23 protein-coding genes are annotated in these 23,002 nt (G+C 51.7%); 11 read left to right on the top strand and 12 right to left on the bottom strand.

The window, feature by feature from the left end; genetic code table 11:
* The first annotated feature begins 82 nt into the window (after nt 1-82).
* The 5 genes from GW591_RS18075 to GW591_RS18055 all read left to right on the top strand — a co-directional run bounded on the left by GW591_RS18075 (nt 83) and on the right by GW591_RS18055 (nt 4,305).
* Nucleotides 83-1,042: a 3-oxoacyl-[acyl-carrier-protein] synthase III C-terminal domain-containing protein gene (locus GW591_RS18075; RefSeq protein WP_166861172.1), complete on the top strand. Its 960-nt coding sequence runs from the start codon at nt 83-85 to the stop codon at nt 1,040-1,042.
* Nucleotides 1,017-1,277 carry an acyl carrier protein gene (locus GW591_RS18070; RefSeq protein ID WP_013577969.1) on the top strand — a complete coding sequence of 87 codons (261 nt, stop codon included), beginning with the start codon at nt 1,017-1,019 and terminating at the stop codon, nt 1,275-1,277. The genes GW591_RS18075 and GW591_RS18070 overlap by 26 nt, the downstream gene beginning before the upstream one ends.
* 64 nt (nt 1,278-1,341) lie before the next feature.
* A complete protein-coding gene (locus GW591_RS18065; RefSeq protein ID WP_225444954.1) occupies nt 1,342-1,911 on the top strand; it encodes a hypothetical protein in 570 nt (189 codons plus the stop codon).
* Nucleotides 1,908-3,260, top strand: a complete 1,353-nt coding sequence (locus GW591_RS18060) for an MATE family efflux transporter (protein WP_013577967.1) — start codon at nt 1,908-1,910, stop codon at nt 3,258-3,260. The genes GW591_RS18065 and GW591_RS18060 overlap by 4 nt, the downstream gene beginning before the upstream one ends.
* Nucleotides 3,250-4,305: an alpha/beta fold hydrolase gene (locus GW591_RS18055; protein ID WP_013577966.1), complete on the top strand. Its 1,056-nt coding sequence runs from the start codon at nt 3,250-3,252 to the stop codon at nt 4,303-4,305. The genes GW591_RS18060 and GW591_RS18055 overlap by 11 nt, the downstream gene beginning before the upstream one ends.
* Before the next feature lie 3 nt (nt 4,306-4,308).
* Here the strand turns inward: GW591_RS18055 and GW591_RS18050 are convergent, their stop codons facing one another.
* A complete protein-coding gene (locus GW591_RS18050) occupies nt 4,309-4,854 on the bottom strand; it encodes a helix-turn-helix transcriptional regulator (RefSeq protein ID WP_013577965.1) in 546 nt (181 codons plus the stop codon).
* Nucleotides 4,855-5,284: 430 nt separating this feature from the next.
* Between GW591_RS18050 and GW591_RS18045 the strand changes: the two genes are divergently transcribed.
* Genes GW591_RS18045 through GW591_RS18020 form a run of 6 tightly spaced genes read left to right on the top strand, consistent with a single transcriptional unit; the run spans nt 5,285 to nt 13,153 of the window.
* Nucleotides 5,285-6,535 carry an efflux RND transporter periplasmic adaptor subunit gene (locus tag GW591_RS18045; protein ID WP_121019845.1) on the top strand — a complete coding sequence of 417 codons (1,251 nt, stop codon included), beginning with the start codon at nt 5,285-5,287 and terminating at the stop codon, nt 6,533-6,535.
* 58 nt (nt 6,536-6,593) lie between these two features.
* The gene (locus GW591_RS18040) at nt 6,594-7,310 is read left to right on the top strand and encodes an ABC transporter ATP-binding protein (RefSeq protein WP_037033254.1); all 717 of its coding nucleotides are present in this window, start codon (nt 6,594-6,596) and stop codon (nt 7,308-7,310) included.
* Between the two features lies 1 nt (nt 7,311).
* Nucleotides 7,312-9,741 carry an ABC transporter permease gene (locus GW591_RS18035; protein ID WP_013577962.1) on the top strand — a complete coding sequence of 810 codons (2,430 nt, stop codon included), beginning with the start codon at nt 7,312-7,314 and terminating at the stop codon, nt 9,739-9,741.
* 47 nt (nt 9,742-9,788) lie between these two features.
* A complete protein-coding gene (locus GW591_RS18030; protein WP_013577961.1) occupies nt 9,789-11,201 on the top strand; it encodes a sigma-54-dependent transcriptional regulator in 1,413 nt (470 codons plus the stop codon).
* Nucleotides 11,194-12,507, top strand: a complete 1,314-nt coding sequence (locus GW591_RS18025; RefSeq protein WP_119262382.1) for a sensor histidine kinase — start codon at nt 11,194-11,196, stop codon at nt 12,505-12,507. Before GW591_RS18030 ends, GW591_RS18025 begins: the two co-directional genes overlap by 8 nt.
* Nucleotides 12,464-13,153 carry a 4'-phosphopantetheinyl transferase family protein gene (locus tag GW591_RS18020; protein WP_121019844.1) on the top strand — a complete coding sequence of 230 codons (690 nt, stop codon included), beginning with the start codon at nt 12,464-12,466 and terminating at the stop codon, nt 13,151-13,153. Before GW591_RS18025 ends, GW591_RS18020 begins: the two co-directional genes overlap by 44 nt.
* 9 nt (nt 13,154-13,162) lie before the next feature.
* On the opposite strand, the gene GW591_RS18015 is transcribed toward GW591_RS18020, so the two are convergent.
* The 11 genes from GW591_RS18015 to GW591_RS17965 form a co-directional block, all read right to left on the bottom strand.
* The gene (locus tag GW591_RS18015) at nt 13,163-13,819 is read right to left on the bottom strand and encodes a GIN domain-containing protein (RefSeq protein WP_013577958.1); all 657 of its coding nucleotides are present in this window, start codon (nt 13,817-13,819) and stop codon (nt 13,163-13,165) included.
* 15 nt (nt 13,820-13,834) lie between these two features.
* Nucleotides 13,835-14,890, bottom strand: a complete 1,056-nt coding sequence (locus GW591_RS18010) for a MupA/Atu3671 family FMN-dependent luciferase-like monooxygenase (RefSeq protein ID WP_112151491.1) — start codon at nt 14,888-14,890, stop codon at nt 13,835-13,837.
* Complete coding sequence (locus GW591_RS18005; RefSeq protein ID WP_121019843.1) at nt 14,874-16,190, bottom strand: cytochrome P450; 1,317 nt, start codon at nt 16,188-16,190, stop codon at nt 14,874-14,876. The genes GW591_RS18010 and GW591_RS18005 overlap by 17 nt, the downstream gene beginning before the upstream one ends.
* Nucleotides 16,180-17,127 carry a beta-ketoacyl-[acyl-carrier-protein] synthase family protein gene (locus GW591_RS18000; RefSeq protein ID WP_121019842.1) on the bottom strand — a complete coding sequence of 316 codons (948 nt, stop codon included), beginning with the start codon at nt 17,125-17,127 and terminating at the stop codon, nt 16,180-16,182. The genes GW591_RS18005 and GW591_RS18000 overlap by 11 nt, the downstream gene beginning before the upstream one ends.
* Nucleotides 17,124-17,975: a hypothetical protein gene (locus tag GW591_RS17995; RefSeq protein ID WP_037033167.1), complete on the bottom strand. Its 852-nt coding sequence runs from the start codon at nt 17,973-17,975 to the stop codon at nt 17,124-17,126. Before GW591_RS17995 ends, GW591_RS18000 begins: the two co-directional genes overlap by 4 nt.
* Nucleotides 17,962-19,092 (bottom strand): acyl-CoA dehydrogenase family protein, encoded by a 1,131-nt coding sequence (locus GW591_RS17990; protein WP_121019841.1) that lies wholly within the window; start codon nt 19,090-19,092, stop codon nt 17,962-17,964. The genes GW591_RS17995 and GW591_RS17990 overlap by 14 nt, the downstream gene beginning before the upstream one ends.
* Nucleotides 19,093-19,133: 41 nt before the next feature.
* A complete protein-coding gene (locus tag GW591_RS17985; protein ID WP_013577952.1) occupies nt 19,134-20,120 on the bottom strand; it encodes a 3-oxoacyl-[acyl-carrier-protein] synthase III C-terminal domain-containing protein in 987 nt (328 codons plus the stop codon).
* Nucleotides 20,104-20,835 (bottom strand): alpha/beta fold hydrolase, encoded by a 732-nt coding sequence (locus GW591_RS17980; RefSeq protein WP_225444953.1) that lies wholly within the window; start codon nt 20,833-20,835, stop codon nt 20,104-20,106. Before GW591_RS17980 ends, GW591_RS17985 begins: the two co-directional genes overlap by 17 nt.
* A gap of 89 nt (nt 20,836-20,924) precedes the next feature.
* Nucleotides 20,925-21,431, bottom strand: coding sequence for a hypothetical protein (locus tag GW591_RS17975; protein ID WP_119262390.1), 507 nt, complete (start codon nt 21,429-21,431; stop codon nt 20,925-20,927).
* On the bottom strand, nt 21,422-22,570 hold the full coding sequence (locus GW591_RS17970; RefSeq protein WP_112151497.1) for an acyl-CoA dehydrogenase family protein: 1,149 nt from the start codon (nt 22,568-22,570) through the stop codon (nt 21,422-21,424). Before GW591_RS17970 ends, GW591_RS17975 begins: the two co-directional genes overlap by 10 nt.
* Nucleotides 22,567-22,971: a VOC family protein gene (locus GW591_RS17965; RefSeq protein WP_013577948.1), complete on the bottom strand. Its 405-nt coding sequence runs from the start codon at nt 22,969-22,971 to the stop codon at nt 22,567-22,569. Before GW591_RS17965 ends, GW591_RS17970 begins: the two co-directional genes overlap by 4 nt.
* Nucleotides 22,972-23,002 lie beyond the last annotated feature (31 nt).

The following is a 23,002-nucleotide window of genomic DNA, read 5'->3' as shown; positions in this document are numbered from 1 at the left end:
ATTGCAGGCAAAAAAGACGTTTTTTTTCTGGGATTATGGACTGCGTTTATAATAACTCTAAAATAATTCCCTGTGAGAATATATGTTGCCACTTAATGATTTATGCTGGTTGCCTGGTCGTATCTCTTTAAGGCCATTAAGTACGCTTGAATCATCTCATAATTTAAAAACAGGCGCGCGTAAGGTACTTGAACGTTATTACTCTCTGCACACAGTGGGAATGTTCTCTGGTAGCCATACAGAAATGTTACACGAAACCCTTTCAACTCTGGTGAATGAAAATCTGAATATCGCTAAGGGGCGGGGATATTTGGTCTATGCAAAAACGCAAACGCATAATACTTTTTTTGATGACTGCTGGCTTGATGAGATAGCGGCCCGTTGTGGAATCGGGCATTGGGAAAAATTAACAATTAGTCTCAATCATTGCGCATCGGCTTTGTCGGCGATTCATTTATTAAAGAACCGGGTAATAAAAAGCCAGTTGCCGATGATCCTCATCACCGGTGAAAAGGCTTTCCACTGTGATATTAATAAGCTTGATAATAGTGTTATGGCGGAAATTCCTGCTGCCATGCTCCTCAATGCGGGGCATTCACCGTGGCAAATCAAGCAAACCGCCGTGCGGCATCTGTCTTCATTTTATAATAATCACAGAGAATTTCCGGCTGCCCGACGGCGGGAACTTTTCTCCTCACTCGAACAAGATTATTATGATTTCTATCTTTACGTACTGGATAAGTTTAGCCTTACGATTGACCATATAGATGCGATTGTTCCGGGTAATATAGATTTACCCATGCTCAGGAGAATTGCCGATAAACTGAACTTCAAGGGCGAGCTTTTTACTGAGCATATATCAGGATATGGACACGCTTATTGCTCCGATATTTTATTTAACTTGTCTTCTTTATTAAAGAGCTTCGAAGGTAAAAGAATTCTCTGTGTTGCTATGGGGATGGGGATAACGATGTCCTGTATCCTGATTGAAAAAAACGAAAATAATGAGGTAAACCATGTCACAACTTCTGTCAGCCGTTAATGATGCATTAAATGATGTCATGTCTGCAAAAATCAACATCACGCCGGAAACGGATTTTAATGAAGATTTGGATCTCGATTCAGTATTATTTGTGCAGTTCTTATTAACGCTGGAAGAAAAGATCCCCGGCCTGATGTTTGAACCTGATCAAATCAACCAGGATGCCTTCACCACTGTCGGGAAACTTATTCAATGGATTGAACAGCATCTGCAACTGGAGAGCTCTGATGTGTGAAGCAGAGTTTACCCGACTTTACTTTTTGTTCAGGGACCATGAGCCGGCAGAAGCCTTCCGGCAGATGCGGCAGAAATGGGCCAACCCGGCCAGCGGCGTATTTTGCGGCGGGTATCAGATTCTGGCAGCAGAAGGTGAAACCTGCGCGGAGCAGCACGCGGAGTCTGATCGTATTCTGGCGTCACTCGGGATTGCTTTGCAGCATACCGGCACAGAAACCATCACTGATGATCCGATCCCGCTGATGGCTTCTTTTGCGGCGCGCCTGGGGCTCCTGAGCCAGATCCTGGCGGTGAGCTGGAAGCACTTATCCGCGCGAAAAAGTTTTGGCATAAAAACCACCCGACATCAGTTAGTGAAGGCGGATTTTGCCGATCTGAGCAACCAGACAGATTTACTTTTGCTCCAGTGGCAGATGCGCATTACGGCGCAGGACTATGCTGACCCGGAAGCGGATCACTGGCAGATTACGGAGCTAACCAACCGGGCAGAAAAACTGATGGGCGGGCATGGCTATTTATCAGGCTCGACGCACAGCCTTTCTTACCTGTCGATGATGATTTACAGCCTGTACGGGAAGGTCGCAGACGCTGCCATAACCGTGTTGCCAGCACGTCAGGAGCGTAGAGTATGAATACTTCACCTGAGATGACGTTGCTACGGCGTAACAGCCTGAGCAAAGATATCGCGGACCTGCTGAAGTTAGCCTGGCCGATGATCGTGGTGGCCATTGCCGTCTCATTTTCGCAAAACATTCAGACCGCGATTCTGGGGCACGGGAAAGAAACCAGTTCAATTTATTTGCTTTCGATGCTCCAGCCGTTCAGTTTCTTATTCCTGGCTATTCTGGAATGCCTGGCTATCACCAATCAGGTTTTCAGTGCCCGTTCGCTGAATATGTGGTCCCGCCAAAAGGTACTGGCGGCGACCTCCCTGCTGGCGACACTGGGCATCGTGATTGTGGCGCTGCTGAGCGGCGGGACGGCGCTTTGCGCTCCTCTTTTGCAAACCCTGTTGCCGGTCGCCGGCAATGCATTTTATTCCTCGGCATTACCGCTCTATTTCCTTTCCATGCTGCCGTTTATTCAGCTTGAGATGTGTAACAGCGCATTGCGCGGGCAGGGAAAAAGCGCGCTAAGCATGCTGTTAGTCATCGCGTATATCGTGCTGAATGCGTTGATCTGCTACACCGGCTATCAGGTTTATGGATTAGGCTTCAATTCGATTATTATTTCCAACGCCCTGGCTTCTGCTCTGCTTATCCCGGTCGCGCTTTGGCTGGTATGGCGTACCGGTCGCCATGTGGAAGATGACCGCCCCGGCGCATTTATTCCGCGTCTCAGCGGGCTTTTGCTTCAGGTTGGGATGCCCATTTTTGCCTCGTTAGTGGTGCTGTTTTTCAGTTCTCTGCTGATATTCCCGTTAATCGGCACCCTGGGTGAGCAATATGTCGCCGGTTTTCTGATTGTGACCAAGATTCGGATGTTTATTGTCATCCCCGCCGTGGCCTGCGGATCCGCGCTGGCGATATTAATTAACCAGCGGCTGGCCATCAGCAGCGGAGAAGAATTAAAACGATTGCTGCACCGTGGGTTAGCCTTTATTTGCATTATTTACCTTCTGCTGACCTCCGGCGTCTATTTCACCGAAGTGAGTCTGATAAAAATTCTGTCCGGTGACCGAATAATTCAGGATGTCAGCAGCCAGATTTTACTGATTCTGTTACCGACGTTTTTCATGACCTCTTTTGTTGCCTCGCTTCAGGCATTGCTGGAACAATTAGAACAGGCCCGGCGGGTATTGGTATTAACCGTTATCATCGAATTGCTGACTGTCATCACCTTGCTGGTGGGATGGGATAAGTTCTCGCAACTGCAAAGTATTATGAATCTGATCATTGTCTTTAATGTGGTGTACTTTATCGCGTTCGGCAGAGAATACTGGCGGCTGGCCAATAAAATAGGAAGTGAGAATGTTTTATAGCTTCTTTTATCCGGTCCTGTTGTTTTTATCGCTGGTTCACCAAAATTATCTGCGGGTTTTGGTCATTATGCGATTGCGTCCGACGTTACTGATGAAAGCCAAAATAAGGCCTGCGACGCATTATACCCGGGCATGCAAATTAATCAGTTTATTCGACTTATATTCCCTGCATGCCATGTCTTCCTATCTTTCTGCGTTATACGCGTTGCGTCTTTTCGAAAAGACCCGGCCTTTACCCTATAAGCAGGGGGAAATCATGCTGCTCAGTCGCTGCGTGCAGGAGGAGCTTTATTGGCGCAAATCTTTTGTTAAGGTCTTCATTTATCCGCAAGCGGATCCCCAGGCAGAAAAAGTGTTGCTTCTTCACGGGTGGGATGGCCGGAGTATAATGTTACGGCAGATGGCGCAGCGGTTGCAGGAAAAAGGCTATACGGTTTTTGCGCCTGACCTGCCCGCACATGGTATTTCTCCCGGAAAAAAAGTGTCTTTCTATGATCTGTCGCGGGCCGTCATGGAGATGGAAAAGCATTACGGGCACTTCTCTGTGATCATTGGTCATTCGACCGGCGGATTAATTGGCTGCATGGCCGCGCTACAGGGACTGCTTTTTAAACGGATGATTTTAATCGGCAGTCCGTGCAGTTACGGGAAAATGATGGACAGATATGTGCGCAATAATAAACTGCCCAGGCGCATTGCCGTATCGATGAAAAAGCTTTATCAGCGCCGCTATGGTGTCCATCCTGATGTTATTGGTCCCGAGCTTATCGGTTCAATAACGCAACCTGTCATGATATTGCATGATAAGAATGATCTCAGTATTGAACTGGATGAGGCCGAAATACTGAGCCATTCATTGAAGAAAAGTGAATTAATCGTTACAGAGGGAAAGGGCCACAACGGCGCATTACGTGACCCTGTTGTTTTCAATTATATTTCAAACTTTCTGAGGGATACTTTGCATGAGGATTTTTCATCTTTCCATGAACCAAAACTGATATTGCGTGTAGAGAATAATAAAAAATGGCATAAGAAATCTTATTAATAATTATAAGAAGTGCAGGTTGCTGATTAACATACTTCTTGAAAAGTTGTTTCTCTGGATGCCGAAAATGAAATCATAATCTGATGATTCTTTTTTTATTTCCGGGCGTGTTGTCCTGATGACATTCTGTTTGAATTTGAGCGGAGACTCATTATAGGTCTTGCTGAAACTTCGGGAAAAATGCGGCAGCGACGAAAATCCACAAGCATAGCTGATATCTGTCAAAGACCACTCAGGGGCTAAATGGATAAATTCCCTGGCCAGCGCCAGCCGGACCTTCCACATCCACTTTATCGGTGTGACATCATAGAAATGTTTGAATATGCGGCAAATATCAAAGCGGGTTTTACCACATATTTTTTCCAGATCTTCAAGTGTGATCTCGTCAGAAATATTCTCCAGCATATAATTAATAATCTTAACAATACATAATGCTTTGTCTGTATGAGCGTGCTTGCCATAGATAGTCAAATGACGATTATCGAGATCCTCGGTTATTTTCTGTGTGAAAAGACTTTTTTCAGCGTTCGATAGTTTGCGTTCCCACATACACACCCCTTCTGCGTAATTAATGAGTGATGAACAAATTTTTAAAATTGGAATACCGTCCCCGCTATTCTCTAAGCAATTACTATGCCATGTTTTTATTTTTTTCAACTTATTGTTTATAATGGATATTATTATTCTTTCCTGTTATGTAAATAGTAAAATCCCATTTTCGAAACACACTAATTAACTTGCCAGATTTAATATCCCAATATTGGGAATGCATGATATGCGTGGGGTTTCGCAGGCAAAAGAGGGTAATCAGGGCATGCCGTCCCGATTTTCGTTCCATTAATGAGATAGAAAATGATTAAGGGAAAAGGTGTAATTGGCGACTTTTTAAAAAACACATAAAAATCAGTTGGTTAATTAAATTTTAAAGGTTGGCACGATTTGTGCTCATCGGTAAGGAGTTATCAGAAAAGGTATTATTATGGACATATCAATCCCGCAACCCGGGAATAAATTCATACTGAAGCGATACCGCAAATTTATTGTTGCGGGCGCACTCTTTTTAGCCACGCTGGCGGCAATCTATAATTACCGTTTTTCGCCTTATCAGATCTCCCGCGGGAGTATCGCGGTCGGGCAGGTTCAATATGGCAGTTTCTCGGTTGAAGTGCGGGGTAACGGGGTACTGCTACCGCGTGATATCAATTGGGTTGCGGCCAATGTTGATGCCCGCGTGGAAGAGGTCATTTACAAACCTGGCATGAAGGTGAATAAAGGCCAGTTATTGGTCAGAATGAGTAACCCGACGCTGGAACAAAAATTACAGGAAAACCGGCTCGAGCTGGATGCCCGCCGGGCTGAGACTGACGCCACTAATGCAGAATTACAAAATAAAATTCTGAGTCAGGAAGCCTTGGTATTGGATGCGAAAAGCCGGTTACTCAGCTCTACGATGCGGCTTGCTGCGCAAAAGAAATATATTGCGGCAGTGCCGATGCTGGAATACGAAACGACCCGTATTAATACTGAACAATATCGTCAGCAAGTTGTGCTTGAGGAAAAACGATTAAAAACACTCAAGCTGAGCATTGATGCTGATATCAAAGCCAGTGCGATGCGCCTTAACAAACTGGAATCTTTGGTGCTGCTGAGCCAGCAGGAAGTCGATTCGCTGAATGTTACCTCACCGATTGAAGGCATTTTGCAGGATGTGAAAGTCCAGGTCGGCCAGCGGGTCACCACCGGCACCAGTATTGCCCGTCTGGCGAAAGAAAAGGAACTTTATGCTGAACTCAAAGTGCCGGAATTACAGTCCCGTGATCTTGCCGTCGGGCAGCAGGTTACCATTAACACCGGACGCAGCCAGTTCACCGGGGTATTGTCACGGGTGGATCCTGCGGTGACCAATGGCACCGTTAAAGTGGATGTGACATTCAATCAACCACTGCCGCAGGAAGCCCGACCTGACCTGAGCGTTGATGGTTTAATCGCAGTGACAAAAATTAATGATTCCCTGTACGTTGAGCGGCCACCGTTTGCCCAGAATAATTTACCTTCGATGCTTTACCGGCTCGATGAAAAGGAACGCTTTGCCACCAAAATGAAGGTCAACTTTGGTCAGGGATCTGCGGATTATATTCAGGTGACCAGTGGACTGCGTGCGGGAGATAAAATTATTCTCAGTGACGGCAGCGCCTGGCAAGGGGCAGATCAAATTGAGATTACTAAATAATGCCGGCTCACCTGCAAAAGACGCCAGCTTACAGGACAATGCGATGGAGATGAAAATGATGGAATCACTGGTAGAACTCACTGACGTGAATAAGATTTTTTTGACCGATGAAATTGAGACACACGCCCTGAGCAAGATCACGCTCAGCATTTCCAAAGGGGAATACGTGGCGATTTCCGGGCCTTCAGGCTGTGGTAAATCAACGCTGCTTTCGATTTTGGGCCTGCTCGATGTGGCCTCTACCGGGACCTATCAGCTGGCCGGGCACAACGTGGAAAATATCTCTAAAAAGCAGCGTGCCCTGGTGAGAAATCGTGATATCGGCTTTATCTTTCAGTCATTTAATCTCATCAGCGATTTAACCATTGAGGAAAATGTCTCCCTGCCACTGACTTACCGCAAGGATATTTCTAAAACTGAACGGCAGCAGAGAGTGGCGGAAGCCTTAGACAAGGTCAATATGTCCCACCGGGGACGCCATTATCCCTCGCAGCTTTCCGGCGGACAGCAGCAGCGCGTGGCCGTCGCACGGGCTATCGTGGGCAATCCCTCCATCATTCTGGCGGATGAACCGACCGGTAACCTGGACTCCCACAATGCCGAGGCGGTGCTGAATATTCTCGATAAGTTACATCAGGAGGGCGCCACGATCTGCATCGTCACCCATGATCCTCGTTCAGCCGAGCGGGCGCAGCGCAGCATCGTGCTTTCTGACGGGCAGGTCGTCGGAGACGGACATGTGGCACGGGAACTGACCCTGATAAAGGAAGCATAAAATGCTTTTTGATATCCGATATGCCTTACGCCTGTTACTCAAAAGCCCGTCATTTACCTTTATCACTGTGCTTATTATGTCCTGCGGTCTGGCACTGACGCTTTATATGTTTTCAGTCATTAACACCATCATGTTTACGCCGCTTCCTTATCCGGACGGGAAAAACATGGTGTTAGTAAACCCGACGGTCAACGGCGTCAGTCTGAGTGACTCCGGGGTCAACTTCCTGGACTACCAGGAAATTAAGGCCCGCAATACCACGCTCAATGACGTGGGTTATTTTTATGCTGAACGTGCCGATATCAGTGACGGCACCAAAGCGGTTTCCTATATGGCGATCCGCAATACGCCGGAGATGTTTTCTTATACTGGCATCCAGCCTTATCGTGGCAGGGTGCTGAACAGTGAAGATGTCCAGCCTGGCGCGACACCGGTTGCCGTTATCAGCTATGGCATGTGGCAAAACTACTTTGCTGCCGATGCGCAACTCATTGGCAGAGATGTCCTGATCAATGGGATACACACGCGCATTGTGGGCATCATGCCCGCCAATTTTGCCTTTCCTTTCTTTCATGATCTCTGGCTGCCTTCTAAGCTGGATCCTGCACAATATCTGGTCCGCAAAGGTGCGCCGGAAGTATCCGTTTATGCGCGCCTGAAACCCGGTGTTCCGCTCGCCGATGCTGACGGTGACCTCGCTCAGGTGATGCAGTCGCTGGCCTCTGAGTATCCTGAAAGCAATAAAGGGCTGTCGGCGCAGGTACTGACATTCCAGGAAAATTTCATGGGTGAGGAGACCATGCCGATCTTCATCGTCATGCTTTTTGCCGTGGCTTTTGTGCTGGTGCTGGCGTGTTGTAATGTCGGTAACTTATTGCTGGCAAGAACCACAGAGCGTTCAAAAGAAATCGCTATCCGCGTTGCTCTGGGCTCACCTTCCGGTCGTCTGGTCATGCAAATGATGTGGGAAAGCTTATTTATTTGCGCCTTCTCGGGCATCATCGCCGTTCTGCTCGCCGCCTGGGGACTCGAGATCACCAATACGTTACTGCCGACGTTTGTACCGAACAAAATTCCGTTCTGGTGGCATTTGTCACTCGATAACGTCATGATCCTCAATGCGTTAGTGCTGGTCATCATGACGGCTGTCGTTACCAGTGCATTGCCTGCGTGGAAAATCACCCACGGTAATTTCAACGATGTTTTGCGTGATGGAACGCGGGGCGCGCAAAGTCGCGGGGCAGGCAGGGTGTCCCGTATTCTGGTGACGTTTGAAGTCGGATTATCCTGTTCCATTTTATGCATCAGTGCGCTGCTGGCGCTGCTGGTTTACCAGGCGACCCGTGCCGATTACGGGGTGGCGACGCAGGGCTATCTCACCGGTCAGATTAACCTCAATGCCAACCAGTATCCTGATGATGCGAGCCGGATCCTGTTCTATCAGCGCCTGCAATCGTCCCTCAGCGGGATCCCCGGTGTTGAAAAAACGGCCATCACCACCAGCGCCGTCGGACAATTTACCGTACCCCGTCAGGTTGATATCGATTCGTCTACCAACAACAGCAAAGACCGCTGGTCTTATCCTCTGGTCAATGATGTCCAGGTGATGCCGGGAAGCCTGACGGCAATGGGGATCACGCCGGTGGCCGGACGGGAGTTTGCCAGCAGTGATACGCAGGACTCACAGCCCGTGGTGGTGGTCAGCCAGTCGTTTGCGGAGCAGTTCTGGCCCGGTGAGCGGGATGTCATCGGTAAACGCCTGCGTTTTCGTGATACGGATGATCAGCGCTGGTTCACGGTTATCGGTGTGGTGCCTAACGTCATTCATGGCCGACCTTTCAGCGCGTTCCGCCAGCGGGTCACGGTTTACCGCTCGCTGGCGCAAATACCCGCGGCGTCATTAACGCTGGTGCTCAGGGCTCAGAATCCTGATACGTTAGGGCCTGCGCTCATGAATGCGGTTCGCCAGATTGACAGCACGCTCTCCGTTAATCAGGTGCAAACGTTAAATCAACGTCTGGCCAGGAATACCGCCGGGCTGCATTTCATTGCCAACCTCTTTATGTTGTTTGGTCTGGTCGCGGTCATTCTGGCGGCCACCGGTATTTATGCCGTGATGCGCAATGTGATCAATCAACGTATTCAGGAGATCGGGGTGCGTATGGCGATGGGGGCAACGGAAGGCGTTCTGTTACGGATGCTGATGCTTCAGGGCAGTAAGCAATTATTCATTGGCCTGATTATCGGGTTGCCTTTGGCCTTCTTTGTCGCACCCAAGTTGACGCGTATATTGGGCAACGGGCATACCTCCTTTGCACTGCTCTTTTGGGGTGTCGCCGTCATGATTTCTTTAATTGTGGCGTTAGCGGTCTGGTTGCCTTCCCGACGCGCCATTCGGATGTCGCCTGCGGACGCCATTCGCTATGAATAATCTGTCGCCGTGCCTGACGGGTGCGGCGGCACAAGCCGGATGCTTTAATGAACGAAAAAAAACGTATTCTTGTCATTGATGATGACGCGGGCATTCTGACCAGCCTCGACATGCTGCTCCGTATGGAAGGGTATGACGTGACGCTGGAAACGCAGGCCAACCGTTTATTGTCACATTTGTCCGCAAAGCCCTTTGATCTGGTACTGATGGACATGAACTTCCAGAAAGACACCACGTCGGGTCTGGAAGGTTTGCAACTGCTGGATGAGTTAAAAAAATTTGATGACTGTCTGCCCGCCGTGGCCATGACGGGATGGGGAAGTGTGGACATCATCGTCAGCGCCATGCGGGCCGGTGCGGCGGATTTTATTCAAAAACCCTGGGATAACGAACGCCTGTTAAGCATTGTTCAGCAACAGATTGCACTGAGCCAGGCGAGACGCTCCGGGAATTGCCTGCGAGAAGAAAACAAGCTGCTGAAAATGGCGCTTGAAGATGACATGGGCAATGAATGGGTTGTCCGCTCTCAGGCCATGAAGCAGTTAATCAACGTGGTGGAAACCGTGGCTGCCACGGATACCAGCATCCTGATTCTGGGTGAAAATGGCACCGGCAAAAGCCTGCTCGCCCGCTATATCCATCAGCTCTCATCCCGCCGTGAGCACAGCATTGTTGAAGTCAACATGGGGTGCATCAATGAGCAGTTGTTTGAAAGTGAAATGTTCGGGCACGTAAAAGGCGCGTTTACCGATGCGCGGGAAAATCGCATCGGACGCTTTGAACTGGCCGATAAAGGCACATTATTCCTCGATGAAATTGGCAATTTGCCCTTGTCCCAGCAGGTAAAATTACTGCGTGTCCTGGAAGAACGGCAGTTCGAACGCGTGGGTTCATCACGGACGCAAACCACACAGTGCCGCATCATTGCGGCCACCAACACGGATCTTGAAAAAGCCGTGACTGAAGGGCGGTTCCGGCAGGATTTACTCTACCGGCTGAATGTTATTCAAATTCCGTTACCGCCGCTACGTGAACGGCAGGAAGATATTGAGCCGCTGGCTGAACGTTTCCTGCAACGTTTTGCCCGCAAATACAGTAAACCTAAACCGGTATTATCGGCGATGGCGCGACAGGGGCTGCATGAATATTCATGGCCGGGGAATATCCGCGAACTGAGCCATTTGCTGGAACGCGGCGTATTGCTTTGCCGCAATAATACGATCGACCTGGCAGATCTTTGCCTGCCGCTGCCTGTGAAGGGGCAAAACAGCGGTCATGAGCCACAGCAAAAACCGGTGACGCAACTTGAGACGGGCACGCTGGCAGAAGTGGAAGAAACTGTGCTCTTACAGCGCCTGCGTCACTATGACGGGAATGCAGTGAAAGCGGCAGAATCGTTAGGGCTGAGTCGCAGCGCTTTTTACCGACGACTGGATAAATTAAAAATCTGTCATGAGTAAACTTTTTCGATCCTTTGAGTCACGTCATTTAATACTGTGCAGTTTGTCCCCGCTGGGGGGCGTTGTTGCCTATCTGCTGCTGTGGTTTTTCCCACAGCAGTCTCTCTACCTGAAATTTCTCACGCTCTTTATTCTGTGCGTCACGTTAGTGTATTTTTCCTATCACTTTTTCCAGCAACTTCTCTACAAAATCAATGTGATTTCTAACCTGTTAGAAGCCGTTGAGCAGGAAGATTTTAGCCTTCGCGGTGTGACCAGCGGGGAAGGGGTGTTTGAAGGGGTCATTGAACAGATCAACGCCATTTCGGGTCAGTTATCCCGCCACCGCCAGCAGCAAAGAGAAATGGATTTTCTGCTGCAAAAAGTGATTTCTAATATCACGGTGGCGATTTTCGCGATTGACGGCAATAACCGGCTGATGTGGTGTAATGATGCGGCCTCGCGGATGCTGGGCACATCGCTGGAAAAGCTGATTGGCGAAAAATGCAGTCACTGGCAACTTGATACGTTGTTGCAAAATGCCAACCGGGAGCATCCGGTGGAGTCCAGTCATGCAGGGCGTCCGGGGCGTTATAAAGTGTCCAGTGACACCTATATGGTGGACGGGATCCAAAACGTATTGCTGTTTGTCAGTGATGTTGACGACATGCTGCGTAAGGAAGAACAAAAAGCCTGGCAAAACCTGCTGCGGGTGATCAGTCATGAAATAAACAATTCTCTTAGCCCGATTGCCTCCATCAGCCAGATGCTCCAGCAGCATTATCGCCGCCATACAGAAAACCTGCCGGAGGGCTTTGCGGAAGGCATCGATCTGATCAACCGCCGGGCCAAAGAACTTATCGCTTTTATCAGCAGTTACCGCCAGCTCAGTAAACTCGCCCCCCCCGTCAAAGCACCGCTTGATTTTGCCGCCCTGATTGCGGAGCTGCCGCTGTTGTTTGCGCACCGTAAAATTACCCTGAAAGGCCCGGCGCCGCTGAGTGTAAATGTCGACCGGGTGCAACTCCATCAGTTGCTTATCAACCTGATTAAGAATGCCGATGAGGCGATGAGCGATACCACGGCGCCGGTGTGTATTGAATGGTCAGAAGAAAAAGGCTGTCTGTTTGTGACCATTCTTGACCAGGGTGTCGGGCTGACCAATCCCAAAAATCTGTTTGTTCCTTTCTATACCACCAAACCCAATGGCAGTGGCATCGGGCTGATTTTGTGCCGGCAAATCGCTGAAAGTCATGGCGGGTATCTGTCTCTGGAGAATCGCCATGATCGAACCGGTTGCCGCGTTACCCTCAATCTCCCACTGTGATCCCCTGCGTGAACTGAAGGCAGGAGAGGGGCTTTGCCTGCTCCGTCACTTTGAGGCGTCGCTGTCAGGGCAACTGCTGCGACAGCAGGCGCAGTGCTGGCTGCGTCAGGTATTGTCGGGCTACTTATCGGTGACCGATGAACAGTTAAGTATCGCAAGAACGCCTCAGGGTAAACCCTGGCTCCCTGATTTCCCGGGATTGTGCTTCAACTTATCCCACAGCGGAACTTCGGCGGCGATTGTGCTGTGTCGCGGGGCAGAGGTCGGGGTGGATTTGGAAAAAGTCAGCGGAAACGTTGAGGCGAAAAAAGCCATCGCCCGCCGGTTTTTCAACCCTGATGAACAGCACTGGCTGGCAGAAGATGAGGCGCATTACCTGTTGCGTTTTACCCGACTGTGGAGTGTGAAGGAAGCGTGGCTCAAAGTCAGGGGAACCGGCCTTACGCAGTCGCTCGCCGGTTTTTGTGCCATCCCGCAGCACAGTGGCATCGCGCACGTATTCGATGAGCGTAAAGAAGAGATCGGCCTGTTACATCACCGGCTGATTGAAAACGACGGGGTGTATTGTCTGGCGTATGGCGCCTGTGCTCCGCTGAAAGACCTGCCGGTCAGATGGCAGGTCTGTATTTTTCAGGCGGACAGTTAATCAGGCGCGTTAAGCACAGCCAGAAGTGGAAATCTCGCTGGCAAATGAGCTGGCAGAACCGGTATCCACCTGAGCAGAGGCGCTGACGGAAACACGAGCGCCTGCCGCAAGCGTGCCCTGAATTTTGGGGATATGACACAGTGAGGATTCCGCGCCCATGCTCATGCGCACGTTAGCCGATTCCGCCGTAAAATTCTGAGGCTTCTTGTTAAAACTCCCGCCCATGGCCAGATCCAGATTCAGTTCAGCCGTTTTGCCTTCAGCGCGGATATCCGTGCCCATACTGCCGGAAACGGCCAGTGTTTTCGGATCCACCGCACAGGCCGGTGCGGCTATTTTAACACCCGCTTTTCCGGCCAGACTGTTCAGCGGGCCGCTGGTATACAGGGTGATATCCAGCGTGTGCGAGATAAAGCGATCATTTTCAGCGGCATCATTGACCAGCAGTAAAGCGTGATTGTCATGGGTGACTTTCAATTTATTCAGCGTGTCTTGCGAACCGGAGACCACCATAGACGGCGTTGCGGCACACTTAATGGTGAGATTAATGCCCTGTCTGGCTTCTACTGCGCTAAAGGCTTCCAGGGGGAATGTTTTTTCTGCGGCGAGGGCAGAAGTGCTGGTGACACAGGCGAGCAGGGTAAGCGCCAGGGTGATTTTTTTCATCATAGTTCCTTGATTTCATAACAATGTAGCAAGTGTCCGAAGCGTTTCTTCCACACTTGATTGAGGCATTCCAAAATCCATCAGGCACGCAACTTCATCGATTCCTTCCTGCCTGAGACGGGCAAGCTGATCTGCGCATTCTTGTGCAGAGCCAAATAAACCGCAGTGGTTGAGATATTTCTCCACTCCCCATTTCAGTGTGTAGGCTTGCTTCTTCTCATTTTGCTCCGCATCGGCGACCCGTGGTTGACTGAGATTGTCGGAAAGCGCCATAAATGCCTGCAGATAACCGGTAAGTGCCGGTTTAAGCCGTGGCAACAGCGTTTTTCGTGCTGCTCCGGCCTGCGTGTGCAGCATTAATGTGATGGTGCCTTCTGCGGGATCAAAACCCGCCTGACGGCGTGCGAGGCGATACGCCGCGCAGTTTTCCACCAGTTGCTCGCGGGTCTGCGAAACCAGATGGGTGAGCACATTCAGCCCGCGTTTTCCGGCCTCAGTAAATAAATCGGGATTACTGCCGGTGGTCAGCCAGACGGGGATCTCCGTCTGAAAAGGTGCAGGCCAGGTTTTCAGGCTGACCGGTTCGGGTTGCGCAGGCAGCGAAAGCTCGTGGCGTGTGACGGATTCACCGCGCCACAGCGCCTGAACCTGCGCCAGTGAGGAAAAAAGAACCTGTTGTCTCTGGCGGTAATTCTCAGCCCTGAGCACAAAATCATTACGCTGCCAGCCGCTGGCAAACGCCACGCCAGCGCGGCCATGAGACAGGTTATCGACGATGGCCCATTCTTCGGCAACCCGCAGAGGATCATGTAACGGCAGCACCACGCTGCCTGCCCGGATACCGATACGTTGCGTGCAGGCCGCCAGCGCCGCGCTGACCACCGAAGGATTAGCAAACATGCCGCCAAAGGTATGGAAATGCCGCTCGGGCGTCCAGATAGCATGAAAATTCAGCGTATCTGCCAGCCGTGCGGTACTTAATAATTGTTCATATTTATCAGCGAAGTTGTCTCTGGCCACATCGGCGAAGCAGAACAGGCTCAGCGCCGGGATCTCACGGGATGTGGTCATGCTGTTCAGCCTTGTTTGTGGACGTGAGAATGAAAGACAGGTCACCGCGCGGGATGACATTAAGCGCAAAAAGCGGGGTGAGGGCGGCAGGTGACGTCGAAGGGGCGAGCGAAAACTGAAAATGTTCGCACAGTGTCGCAACCGCCGTGGTCAGCTGGTCGAGAGCCAGAGTCATGCCCACACAGTTTCGTTTTCCGACGCTAAAGGGTAAAAAATGCTCCGGCGCAATTTTCTCTTCACCCAGAAACCGTTCCGGCCTGAAGCAAAGCGGTTCTGCCCAGCAGGCGGCATGACGGTGAATCAGCCAGGGGGAAAATAAAACCCGCGTGCCCGCCGTAATCACCACGTCATCCACCACGATATTTTCTGCCACCCGGCGCTCAAAAAACGCTGTCACCGGCGTCAGACGGAGCGATTCCCGGACAATGGCTGAGGCCATGTTTCGTTTGCCCTGAGCCGCTTCCTCACGTACGCAGTGCTGATAGTTCAGATGCTGCGAAAGATGTGTCAGCGTCCATAGCAAGGCAATACCCGTGTTATCGACGCTGGCGGCAAGATTGCCCAGCAGAAGATTGATCACTCTCTCACGCGCTTCGGGGTGCGCGCCGGGACTGAGCGCCTGACAAAGACGTTCCAGCATCGTGGTATTGCCGCCCCTGGCGTCATCCAGCAACGGGCCAAGCAGGGACTCAGCCTCCAGCCGGAAGGCGACCAGTGCCGGATGCCTGCACAGTGCCTCATAATCCGCGTCCGGTGCGGCGATAATCAGTTGCAGATAGATATCACGGAAATGGCCAATCAGCGTATTCAGCTGGGCCAGACTGATCTCCCGGCCAAAAAATCCTTCCGCCACACACATCAGCGCCCAGTGCAGGCAGATTTCACGCAATGAAGTCTGCTGCGGATCCTGCAGAATATCCAGCAGCCAGCGGGCGGAGAGGTCGGTGCTTTGTTTCAGCAACGGGGATTTAGGGTTCACCAGCGGTGTGGTGAGTTTCCTCGCCAGCCGCCATTCCTCGCCTTCTTTGGATGTCGTCAGTGACTGGCCCAGCAAGATGCGTCCGATAGTTGAGGCTGAGGAAAGATGTTCAAATTCCTTCACGAACTGGCTTTCCTGCTCAATCAGCAACCGGACATGGCGGGCGCCGGCAAGCAGCAGCACCGCATTGTCTTTTTCACCAATCCAGACTTTATCTCCGTGCTGACGACAGGCCATTTCGGCGATTTTAAGAAAACCGAGCCGGGCAAACTGCGAGGAAGGCGGGGTGAAAAAAGGGATGGCTTGCGCGTTATCGGGCATCCTGAGGCTCCGCAAATGTGTCTGAAGTGATCATGGCGCTGCCCACCCAACCGCCGAGCCCGACAGAAAGTAAAATGGCTGGCTGGCCGGTTTCGGCTGGCGGGTGGGTATCGAGCAGTAAGAGAGGATCGGTGGTGTAACAATGTCCGCATTGCCCGATGAGATCGGTGGCGATCCGCTGATGGGCGCGATCAGGATGCCGCCGCCAGGTTTGCCAGCTCAGGCGGTTAATGTTGTGAGGCAGTAACCATGCGTCCTTCCGCTGTTCAGCCGGATACTGACGCAGCGCCATGTCGATCAGAGCGTCATGAGACTGATAAAAACGCTTAATATCTTCCCGGCTGCCGTCGAGGCCCTGCCAGAATGCGGGATGATGAAAACAGTGAATGCCGGACACCCTGCGCTCACCGCCGCCCGGTCTCAGTAAGGCACATGCAAAGGCATCACCGATTAATGTGCAGCCGGGAACATAGCGCTCTGCCAGGCTGAAATCTGCCAGCGTGTCGCCTGCCAGCAGAGCCACACACTGATATTTTCCCTGCTCAAGCATGCGCTCAGCCATCAGCAGACCCCAGAATAACGTGGCGCAGTTTTGCTGATTAAGGGTGATGAGATGTGCGTCAGGGGCAATAAAATCAAAACGTTGCCGCAGCAACGCTAAATCAACCCGTTGCCGTCGTGAACGGGCGGGCAATCCCTGAACCAAAATAATCGCATCGATTTTTTCAGCCTGCGTTAACTGTACGGCGGTTTGCTGCAACAGCGATTCAAACGTCGCGGCGGCACTTTCGTCTTCAGCCAGCGTTGATGCTTCCTGAAAACCGAAAAGATGCCGGAAGGTCCGGGCTTCGCTGGGGTTCGCGCCGCGATGGGCGAGGATCGCGTCAAGCGATATCCGTGTGACAGGAATACAGGTTTTCAGCGCAAAAATATTCATCTCAGGTTCTCTGCTGCCGCCAGACCGCACAGGCTTATCCGTCCGTTGTGTTCACTCATCAGCAGATAATCACGTCCGGGCTGCCAGTTTTGACGCAGGGCGACAAAAGGCGCCGCGCAAAGTAAGCAGGGATTGACCGCCAGTGACGTAAAGCCTTCCGGTAAACTGGCGAGACAATTTTGAGGGCCGATCAGCGTTAACCGTTCGCGGGTAAAACCGAAATGCTCAACGGACTGCAAGATGGCCTCGCTAAAATCTGCGGACGTTTTCAGACGCTGATACCCCAGATAACGTAATCCGCGCTGTTGCGTATTGACCAGACAGAGGCAGGCATTGTTTTCCGGTTGCAGGCGCGCCATCAGCGGTGAAAAGTACATCAGGCTTTTTTGTTCGGCGATCAGTAACAATCCGTCTTCCGCTTTCCCTTGCAGGCAGTCGCTGAGGCCATCAAGGGCGAACAACGCCGCATCCGGCCCGCGATCGCTGATTGCCAGCGCCAGACAGTCGGTGAGGCCAAGCTGATGTATGGCTAAATTCACCACAGAACTCCCCATGTGCAGGTCAGGCGTCCAGTGCGCCATCAGCACCGTTTTCACCCGCTGCGGCTGAACGACCGGGGCAAGATGTGGCAGCAACGTAGCGACCATATCGCTGAAGGCCGCCCGTTCATTGCTGGTGATCCAGGTGTTAACCTGCTCGTTTTCCTGACTGAGCGGCTCACCGTTAGCGGCGAAAAAATGCTGAACATACGAACGCCAGTGCGGAATATCCGTTTCCCACTCCGGTTGAGGGACTTCGGTGTGATGAAACGACTGGCTGACAATATCGGCGGGATCAAGGTACAGCATGGCGTTGATCTCCCTGAATTTCAGGTGTGCGGAAGCTGTTAAGTAAGTGGATATTGCTGGTGCCTTCCATGTATTCAAAAGCAAAGCTGTCGCGGTAGCGCTTGCGCAGGAAAGTCTCTTCCAGCCAGTCTTCGGTGGCGAGCCAGTGGGGCAGATGGCTCGCCGTCTCTTCGGCCAGACGGGTAGCGCTTAATTTGAGGCGGCTGGTGCTGGCATATTGCTGCTGACCCGTACGATAGCCTTCTGCCAGTGCGAGCATCTGCTCAAAGAGAACATGATATTTACGCCACTGGCAGGCGATCCAATGTTGCGCAGTCGCGGGTAATGGTCGGGTTTCCAGCGCTTTCAGCAGACCGTAAGTGGTGCCCAGCGCCATAGCCGCCACCATGGGACGGTGGCGCTCAAAGACCTTGCTCAGCGCATTAAGCCCCTGCTGCAATCCCCGGCGTTCATGCCCTAAAATATCGTCTTCTTTGACACTCAGATTGGTCATCGTCAGACGTGTCAGTGCTGCACCCGCTAACCCGAAGGTATCGAGCAGTTCACGCTGCAAAGGTCCGGTTCTGCCTTCGGGAAACACCATCACCAGCCGGTGGGTCTGTTCATAACGGGCAAATACCAGGCCCGCGCTGGCGCGCATCGCGCCGCCGACCAGCATCTTTTGCCCGTTCAGCCACCATCCCTGACTGTTTTGCGTGAGTTCGCAGGCAATTGCCGTGGCGTCGGAGCCAAACCCCGGCTCGGTGACGGCAAAAAATGTCCAGGCAGGGCTGTGTTCAAAGCAGGCGAAAAACCGTGCCTGTTGCCGCTCAGTGCCGAGCGTCAAAATAGCGCGGGTGCTAAGGGATGCACCGGGCAACATCATCATCGCGCTGGCATCTGCCCGGCTCAGATATTCGATGATCTGTAAGTGATGTGAGTAATCAACGTCAGAGAAGGCCGCCGTTTCCCAGGGATTAAAACGGGAGGGAATGCCGATACAGGCAATGCTCATCAGTTCGGGATGATCAAAACAGGCCAGCGCCTGATCCGGTTTATATTCCGAAATTTTGCCAGCCGTGGTGAGCAGTGCCTGGAGTTCATTCAGCTGCGGGTAGTATCGGGTAATATCAGCCATGAGGAGTTAACACATCACATAAAGAACAAGTGCGTATTAACTTAATCCTGCTTAATATCTGGAAATTGCTCCAAATTGCAAAATACCGGAATTTCATTACCGGCTGATAATACCAGCAGCAATGAAGAGAAGGTCGCGCCCATTCCTACGCTCACCAGCATCACATGATTGCCGGGCGATAATCTTTTCTGACGGATCAATGTCGCCAAATTCAGATAAGGATCTGCGCCGAAACAATGACCATAACGTGGCACGTTTTCGAGAAATAGTGTTTGCCGCGGAATATTCAGTTCGTCAGCAAGTTTCTGCCATGACGATAAATTCACATTATGCGGTGCAATCCAGTCAAGTGAACCGGCAGTATGCCCGAAATGTTCCAGAGCATTGCGCATCGCGGTGGCGATAAAAGAAAAATAAACGCTGGCGAAGCGTGATTCCTTACCTGATTCATTTCCGCGATGCTGACTGAATTCTCCCGCCTGCATGCTGTATCTGGCGGTCACTTTGCAGCGTTCCCCGGCGCGACTGAGCAGAACGGCGCAGGCCGCTTCGCCCATAATGGTGGTATCGTCGATCAGTTCGACTTTGGGGTGAAAGGCCTTTTCGCCGACCAGCAACAAAGCATATTCCCCCGTTTTAATCCGGCTGCAAACATATTCCACGGCTGACAATGACGTCGAACAATGCCCCATCGTCAGCGAGGTGTAATGGGTGTCGTCAGCAAATCCGGCCTCGTCGAGCAGGGCTTTGCCCGACAGGTCGAAAGGGCGAATGCCGGGCAGCGTATGGGCATGCACCACATGTTTAATGCGGGGGAGCCAATCAGCGTGATGGTCGGTGAACTGCTTTAACAACGGGCGCAACAGATCATCAAGTGAACCCGGCTGGCGTGGGAAATTTGCCAGCCCGTAAAAGCGGGAAAACATTCTGATATCCAGCGGACTCAGTTGCAGCGCGGGCGCGACTTCCGCCAGTGATTTCCGTTGTTCAGGAATGTAGACCGTCAGGGATTCAATGTGACCCAACATAGTGGCTCCTTTTTTCAGGATCAGCGTTTGCCGTACGGAGAAAGGCGTTTAATTCGTAGTGTGTCCGTTGATGAGTCAGCACACCCAGATGGCCGGTATGCTCTATCAATGCCAGTTGGCTGCCGGGTAACTGACGGTGAATTTTCCACGCATCGGCCGGATTGATTCTGGTGTCCTGCTGACCCTGAAGTATCAGTGCAGGGATGTCGCCCAGCGCAAAAAGCGAGTCCGTTGCGGGCATCTCCGGTGCCGGGAAGCGGGCCTGATACCACGCGCACAGCGGGGCAAGATAAGATTCAGGCAGATGATTTTGCCGCAGATAGTGTTGCAACAGGCTGGTAAACGAGGCCGGAACTGACATCAGCACCAGCCGGCTGAAGCGAAAGCCGAGAGATGCCGACAAGGCGGTGATCAGCCCGCCAGCAGAATGGGCAACGACGGTGTCGAAAGCACCAAAGGTATTTTGCAGGGTGAGCAGTAACTGGCACTGTGCGGGAAAATCACAGGGGGCTGGCGTTTGCGGATCATGTCCGAGTAAAAACGGCAGATACACTTCATATCCCTGCGCCAGCAGAATATCTTTAGCCTGCGCCAGCATCAGGGGATGACCGCCCCAGCCATGTAACACAAGCGCTTTTTTTGCCGCCTGCATCGGACCTTGACTGATCAGCACCCGGCTGCGATATGGCCCGCAATGCACTGTTTCCGTTCTCATTAGCGCGAGCTGCTGCACCTCTGAAGGTCGCATCGGAAAAACAGCCGGGGTTGACAGCTTATCTGTCAGCGAAACCAGCAAATTATCCATTACTTTCTCAACATCCGTGCCGAGAAAATCAGATAGTGCAATTCTGACTCCTGAGGCGTGGGATCCTGACTCAGCCTTTGTATCGGGTCGTAGAGATAAAGTAAGCGGCATTCCTCCTGCATCAGGGTCTGAGCCAGCCTGTACGCCTCACCGGGATCAAAACGGCCACTGCAAATCCCCCAGGCTTCGGAAAATTCCGGGCAGTGGCACAGCAAACTTTGCAGTAAAGGGGTGGCGCCGCGTGCGGCCGGATACCGTGAATCGTAGACCAGCAGACTCTCCGTAGAGGAGAGAACATGGTGCTGGCAAAGCGTGATCAGGGCTTTAGCATGCAGACGGTTTCCGCAATCCTCTTCAGGCCAGTGATGATACCAGTTGCCCGCCGCCCTGTGTTCTGTCGCCAAAAGTTCTGAAGCAATGAAATGCCGGCTGTCCGGTGTGACGGCCTGGCTGCGGGTGAGAACCGTTATCGTGCCCTGACCGAGCAAGGTGACGGTTACAGGCATGTGTTCACCTCTTGCGGCCGGGAAAACCCCTGATTTAAACGGTGGATCTGCCGCGTTCCCTCAGTGTATTCAAAGGCTTTCACATCCCGGAAGGCCTGCCATAGTGTGTTTAGCAGACGCATATCTCTGGCCGGTGTACGGTGAATCAGTCCGCAAATCAGCTCTTCCGCCAGGATCACGCAACTGGTTTTTACCATTCCGGGATGATTTTCCGGCGCAAGCTTATCTTCGGTTTGCTGGCAGACCCGCAGCCCGTGGTGATAGACCACCAGCCAGCGGCGTTCCATCTGCGACAGCCAGGCAGACTGCGAAGGTGTCAGTCGCCGCTCATGTTGCCATTCGTGCAGTGCGCGCCGCGCGACACCCAGCGCCAGCGCGCCGACGCAAGGACGCAGGGCATCGAATGTGGCGATGGCGGATTTTGCAAACCGCTCCGTCGGCTTCAGATGCCTGCCCAACATGTCTGCTTCAGGGATAAACAGATCATCAAACTGCATGTGCGCAAGGTTAGTGCCTTTCAACCCGTTTAATTCCAGTGCGTAGCGGGAAATTTCTGCTGACTGCGGATTAAAAATAAAAGCATTAATACCCAGAGGTCCGGGTGCTGTGCGGGCAAATATCACACCGGTATCGGCAATCATGCCGTTGCCGATGAACATTTTTCTCCCGCAGAGCAGATACCCGCCGTCAACCGGCGACGCCGTGGTTTCCATGGCACCTGCATCGCTTCCCTGCGCCGGTTCAGTCATCGCAAAACATGACCAGCTTAAGGTCTGCTGAAAGCGGCTAAAAAAAGCATCCTGTTGTTGTTCTGTCCCCAGCCCGGAGACGGCAAAAGCCGCCATGCCGGGGCCGGGAGCCGAAAACATGAGTATCGGGGAGATAAAGGCCACTTTTTCATAGAGCCGGTAGCGCTCAGTCAAACGGATGTGCTGATAAGCCTGAAGATGTGGCTTGTGTGACGGGTATTCAGCGGGCACGCCGAGGAGATTAAACGCCGCAGCCTGCGACCACTGGCTGATGACCGCCCGCGTGTCGTCCGGCGAGGTTATCTGGCGGAGCTTATCGGCAATCGCCTGCGCCTGGGCATCCGGCGTGAAAAAATCCGCGTCTGATGGGTGATCGTAAAATGATTTCATAGCGACCCCGACATGATTTCGATGATTCCGGCATCAGGATGATAAAGGTGGCTGGCGCGGTGATGATTATTAAAGGCATGAAACGGGCGCGTTAATACCATCCAGCCTGCGGATTTCATGGTTTGATATTGCTGGTCAAAATCATCGACAACAAAACAAATATGATAAGGCAGGGATGACTTGCCTGATTTATCCAGCATGCTTTGCAGATGAATATTATCTGGCAATGGTTCAACCAGCTCGATCTGGTTATTTCCCTCTGCCGTGGACAGCAACGTGATTAACACCCGCTGAGCATGAATCTGTTCTTTATACCTGACGGTCACGGGGAAAAAGAGTTTAATAGCCGCGACGGTTGCATCGGTATCTGATACGACATAACCGGTATGATCGAAACGCATGATAACCCCGTTAACCCGTCATAAAATTATA

It is taken from the genome of Rahnella aceris, assembly GCF_011684115.1.
In the GTDB taxonomy this organism is placed as follows: Bacteria; Pseudomonadota; Gammaproteobacteria; order Enterobacterales; family Enterobacteriaceae; genus Rahnella; species Rahnella aceris.
This window is presented reverse-complemented; position numbering and strand designations above follow the sequence as displayed.

Excerpts from the sequence above, each read along its gene's own strand:
- GW591_RS18070 (WP_013577969.1), top strand. The coding sequence starts at position 1,017 with ATGTCACAACTTCTGTCAGCCGTTAATGATGCATTAAATGATGTCATG.
- GW591_RS18025 (WP_119262382.1), top strand. The coding sequence starts at position 11,194 with ATGAGTAAACTTTTTCGATCCTTTGAGTCACGTCATTTAATACTGTGC.
- GW591_RS17980 (WP_225444953.1), bottom strand. The coding sequence starts at position 20,835 with ATGAGAACGGAAACAGTGCATTGCGGGCCATATCGCAGCCGGGTGCTG.
- GW591_RS18015 (WP_013577958.1), bottom strand. The coding sequence starts at position 13,819 with ATGAAAAAAATCACCCTGGCGCTTACCCTGCTCGCCTGTGTCACCAGC.
- GW591_RS17965 (WP_013577948.1), bottom strand. The coding sequence starts at position 22,971 with ATGCGTTTCGATCATACCGGTTATGTCGTATCAGATACCGATGCAACC.
- GW591_RS18030 (WP_013577961.1), top strand. The coding sequence starts at position 9,789 with ATGAACGAAAAAAAACGTATTCTTGTCATTGATGATGACGCGGGCATT.
- GW591_RS18050 (WP_013577965.1), bottom strand. The coding sequence starts at position 4,854 with ATGTGGGAACGCAAACTATCGAACGCTGAAAAAAGTCTTTTCACACAG.
- GW591_RS18065 (WP_225444954.1), top strand. The coding sequence starts at position 1,342 with ATGCGGCAGAAATGGGCCAACCCGGCCAGCGGCGTATTTTGCGGCGGG.
- GW591_RS18060 (WP_013577967.1), top strand. The coding sequence starts at position 1,908 with ATGAATACTTCACCTGAGATGACGTTGCTACGGCGTAACAGCCTGAGC.
- GW591_RS18020 (WP_121019844.1), top strand. The coding sequence starts at position 12,464 with ATGATCGAACCGGTTGCCGCGTTACCCTCAATCTCCCACTGTGATCCC.
- GW591_RS18010 (WP_112151491.1), bottom strand. The coding sequence starts at position 14,890 with ATGACCACATCCCGTGAGATCCCGGCGCTGAGCCTGTTCTGCTTCGCC.
- GW591_RS17970 (WP_112151497.1), bottom strand. The coding sequence starts at position 22,570 with ATGAAATCATTTTACGATCACCCATCAGACGCGGATTTTTTCACGCCG.
- GW591_RS18000 (WP_121019842.1), bottom strand. The coding sequence starts at position 17,127 with ATGAATATTTTTGCGCTGAAAACCTGTATTCCTGTCACACGGATATCG.
- GW591_RS18055 (WP_013577966.1), top strand. The coding sequence starts at position 3,250 with ATGTTTTATAGCTTCTTTTATCCGGTCCTGTTGTTTTTATCGCTGGTT.
- GW591_RS18005 (WP_121019843.1), bottom strand. The coding sequence starts at position 16,190 with ATGCCCGATAACGCGCAAGCCATCCCTTTTTTCACCCCGCCTTCCTCG.
- GW591_RS17975 (WP_119262390.1), bottom strand. The coding sequence starts at position 21,431 with ATGCCTGTAACCGTCACCTTGCTCGGTCAGGGCACGATAACGGTTCTC.
- GW591_RS18035 (WP_013577962.1), top strand. The coding sequence starts at position 7,312 with ATGCTTTTTGATATCCGATATGCCTTACGCCTGTTACTCAAAAGCCCG.
- GW591_RS18075 (WP_166861172.1), top strand. The coding sequence starts at position 83 with ATGTTGCCACTTAATGATTTATGCTGGTTGCCTGGTCGTATCTCTTTA.
- GW591_RS17985 (WP_013577952.1), bottom strand. The coding sequence starts at position 20,120 with ATGTTGGGTCACATTGAATCCCTGACGGTCTACATTCCTGAACAACGG.
- GW591_RS17990 (WP_121019841.1), bottom strand. The coding sequence starts at position 19,092 with ATGGCTGATATTACCCGATACTACCCGCAGCTGAATGAACTCCAGGCA.
- GW591_RS18045 (WP_121019845.1), top strand. The coding sequence starts at position 5,285 with ATGGACATATCAATCCCGCAACCCGGGAATAAATTCATACTGAAGCGA.
- GW591_RS18040 (WP_037033254.1), top strand. The coding sequence starts at position 6,594 with ATGGAATCACTGGTAGAACTCACTGACGTGAATAAGATTTTTTTGACC.
- GW591_RS17995 (WP_037033167.1), bottom strand. The coding sequence starts at position 17,975 with ATGCTGTACCTTGATCCCGCCGATATTGTCAGCCAGTCGTTTCATCAC.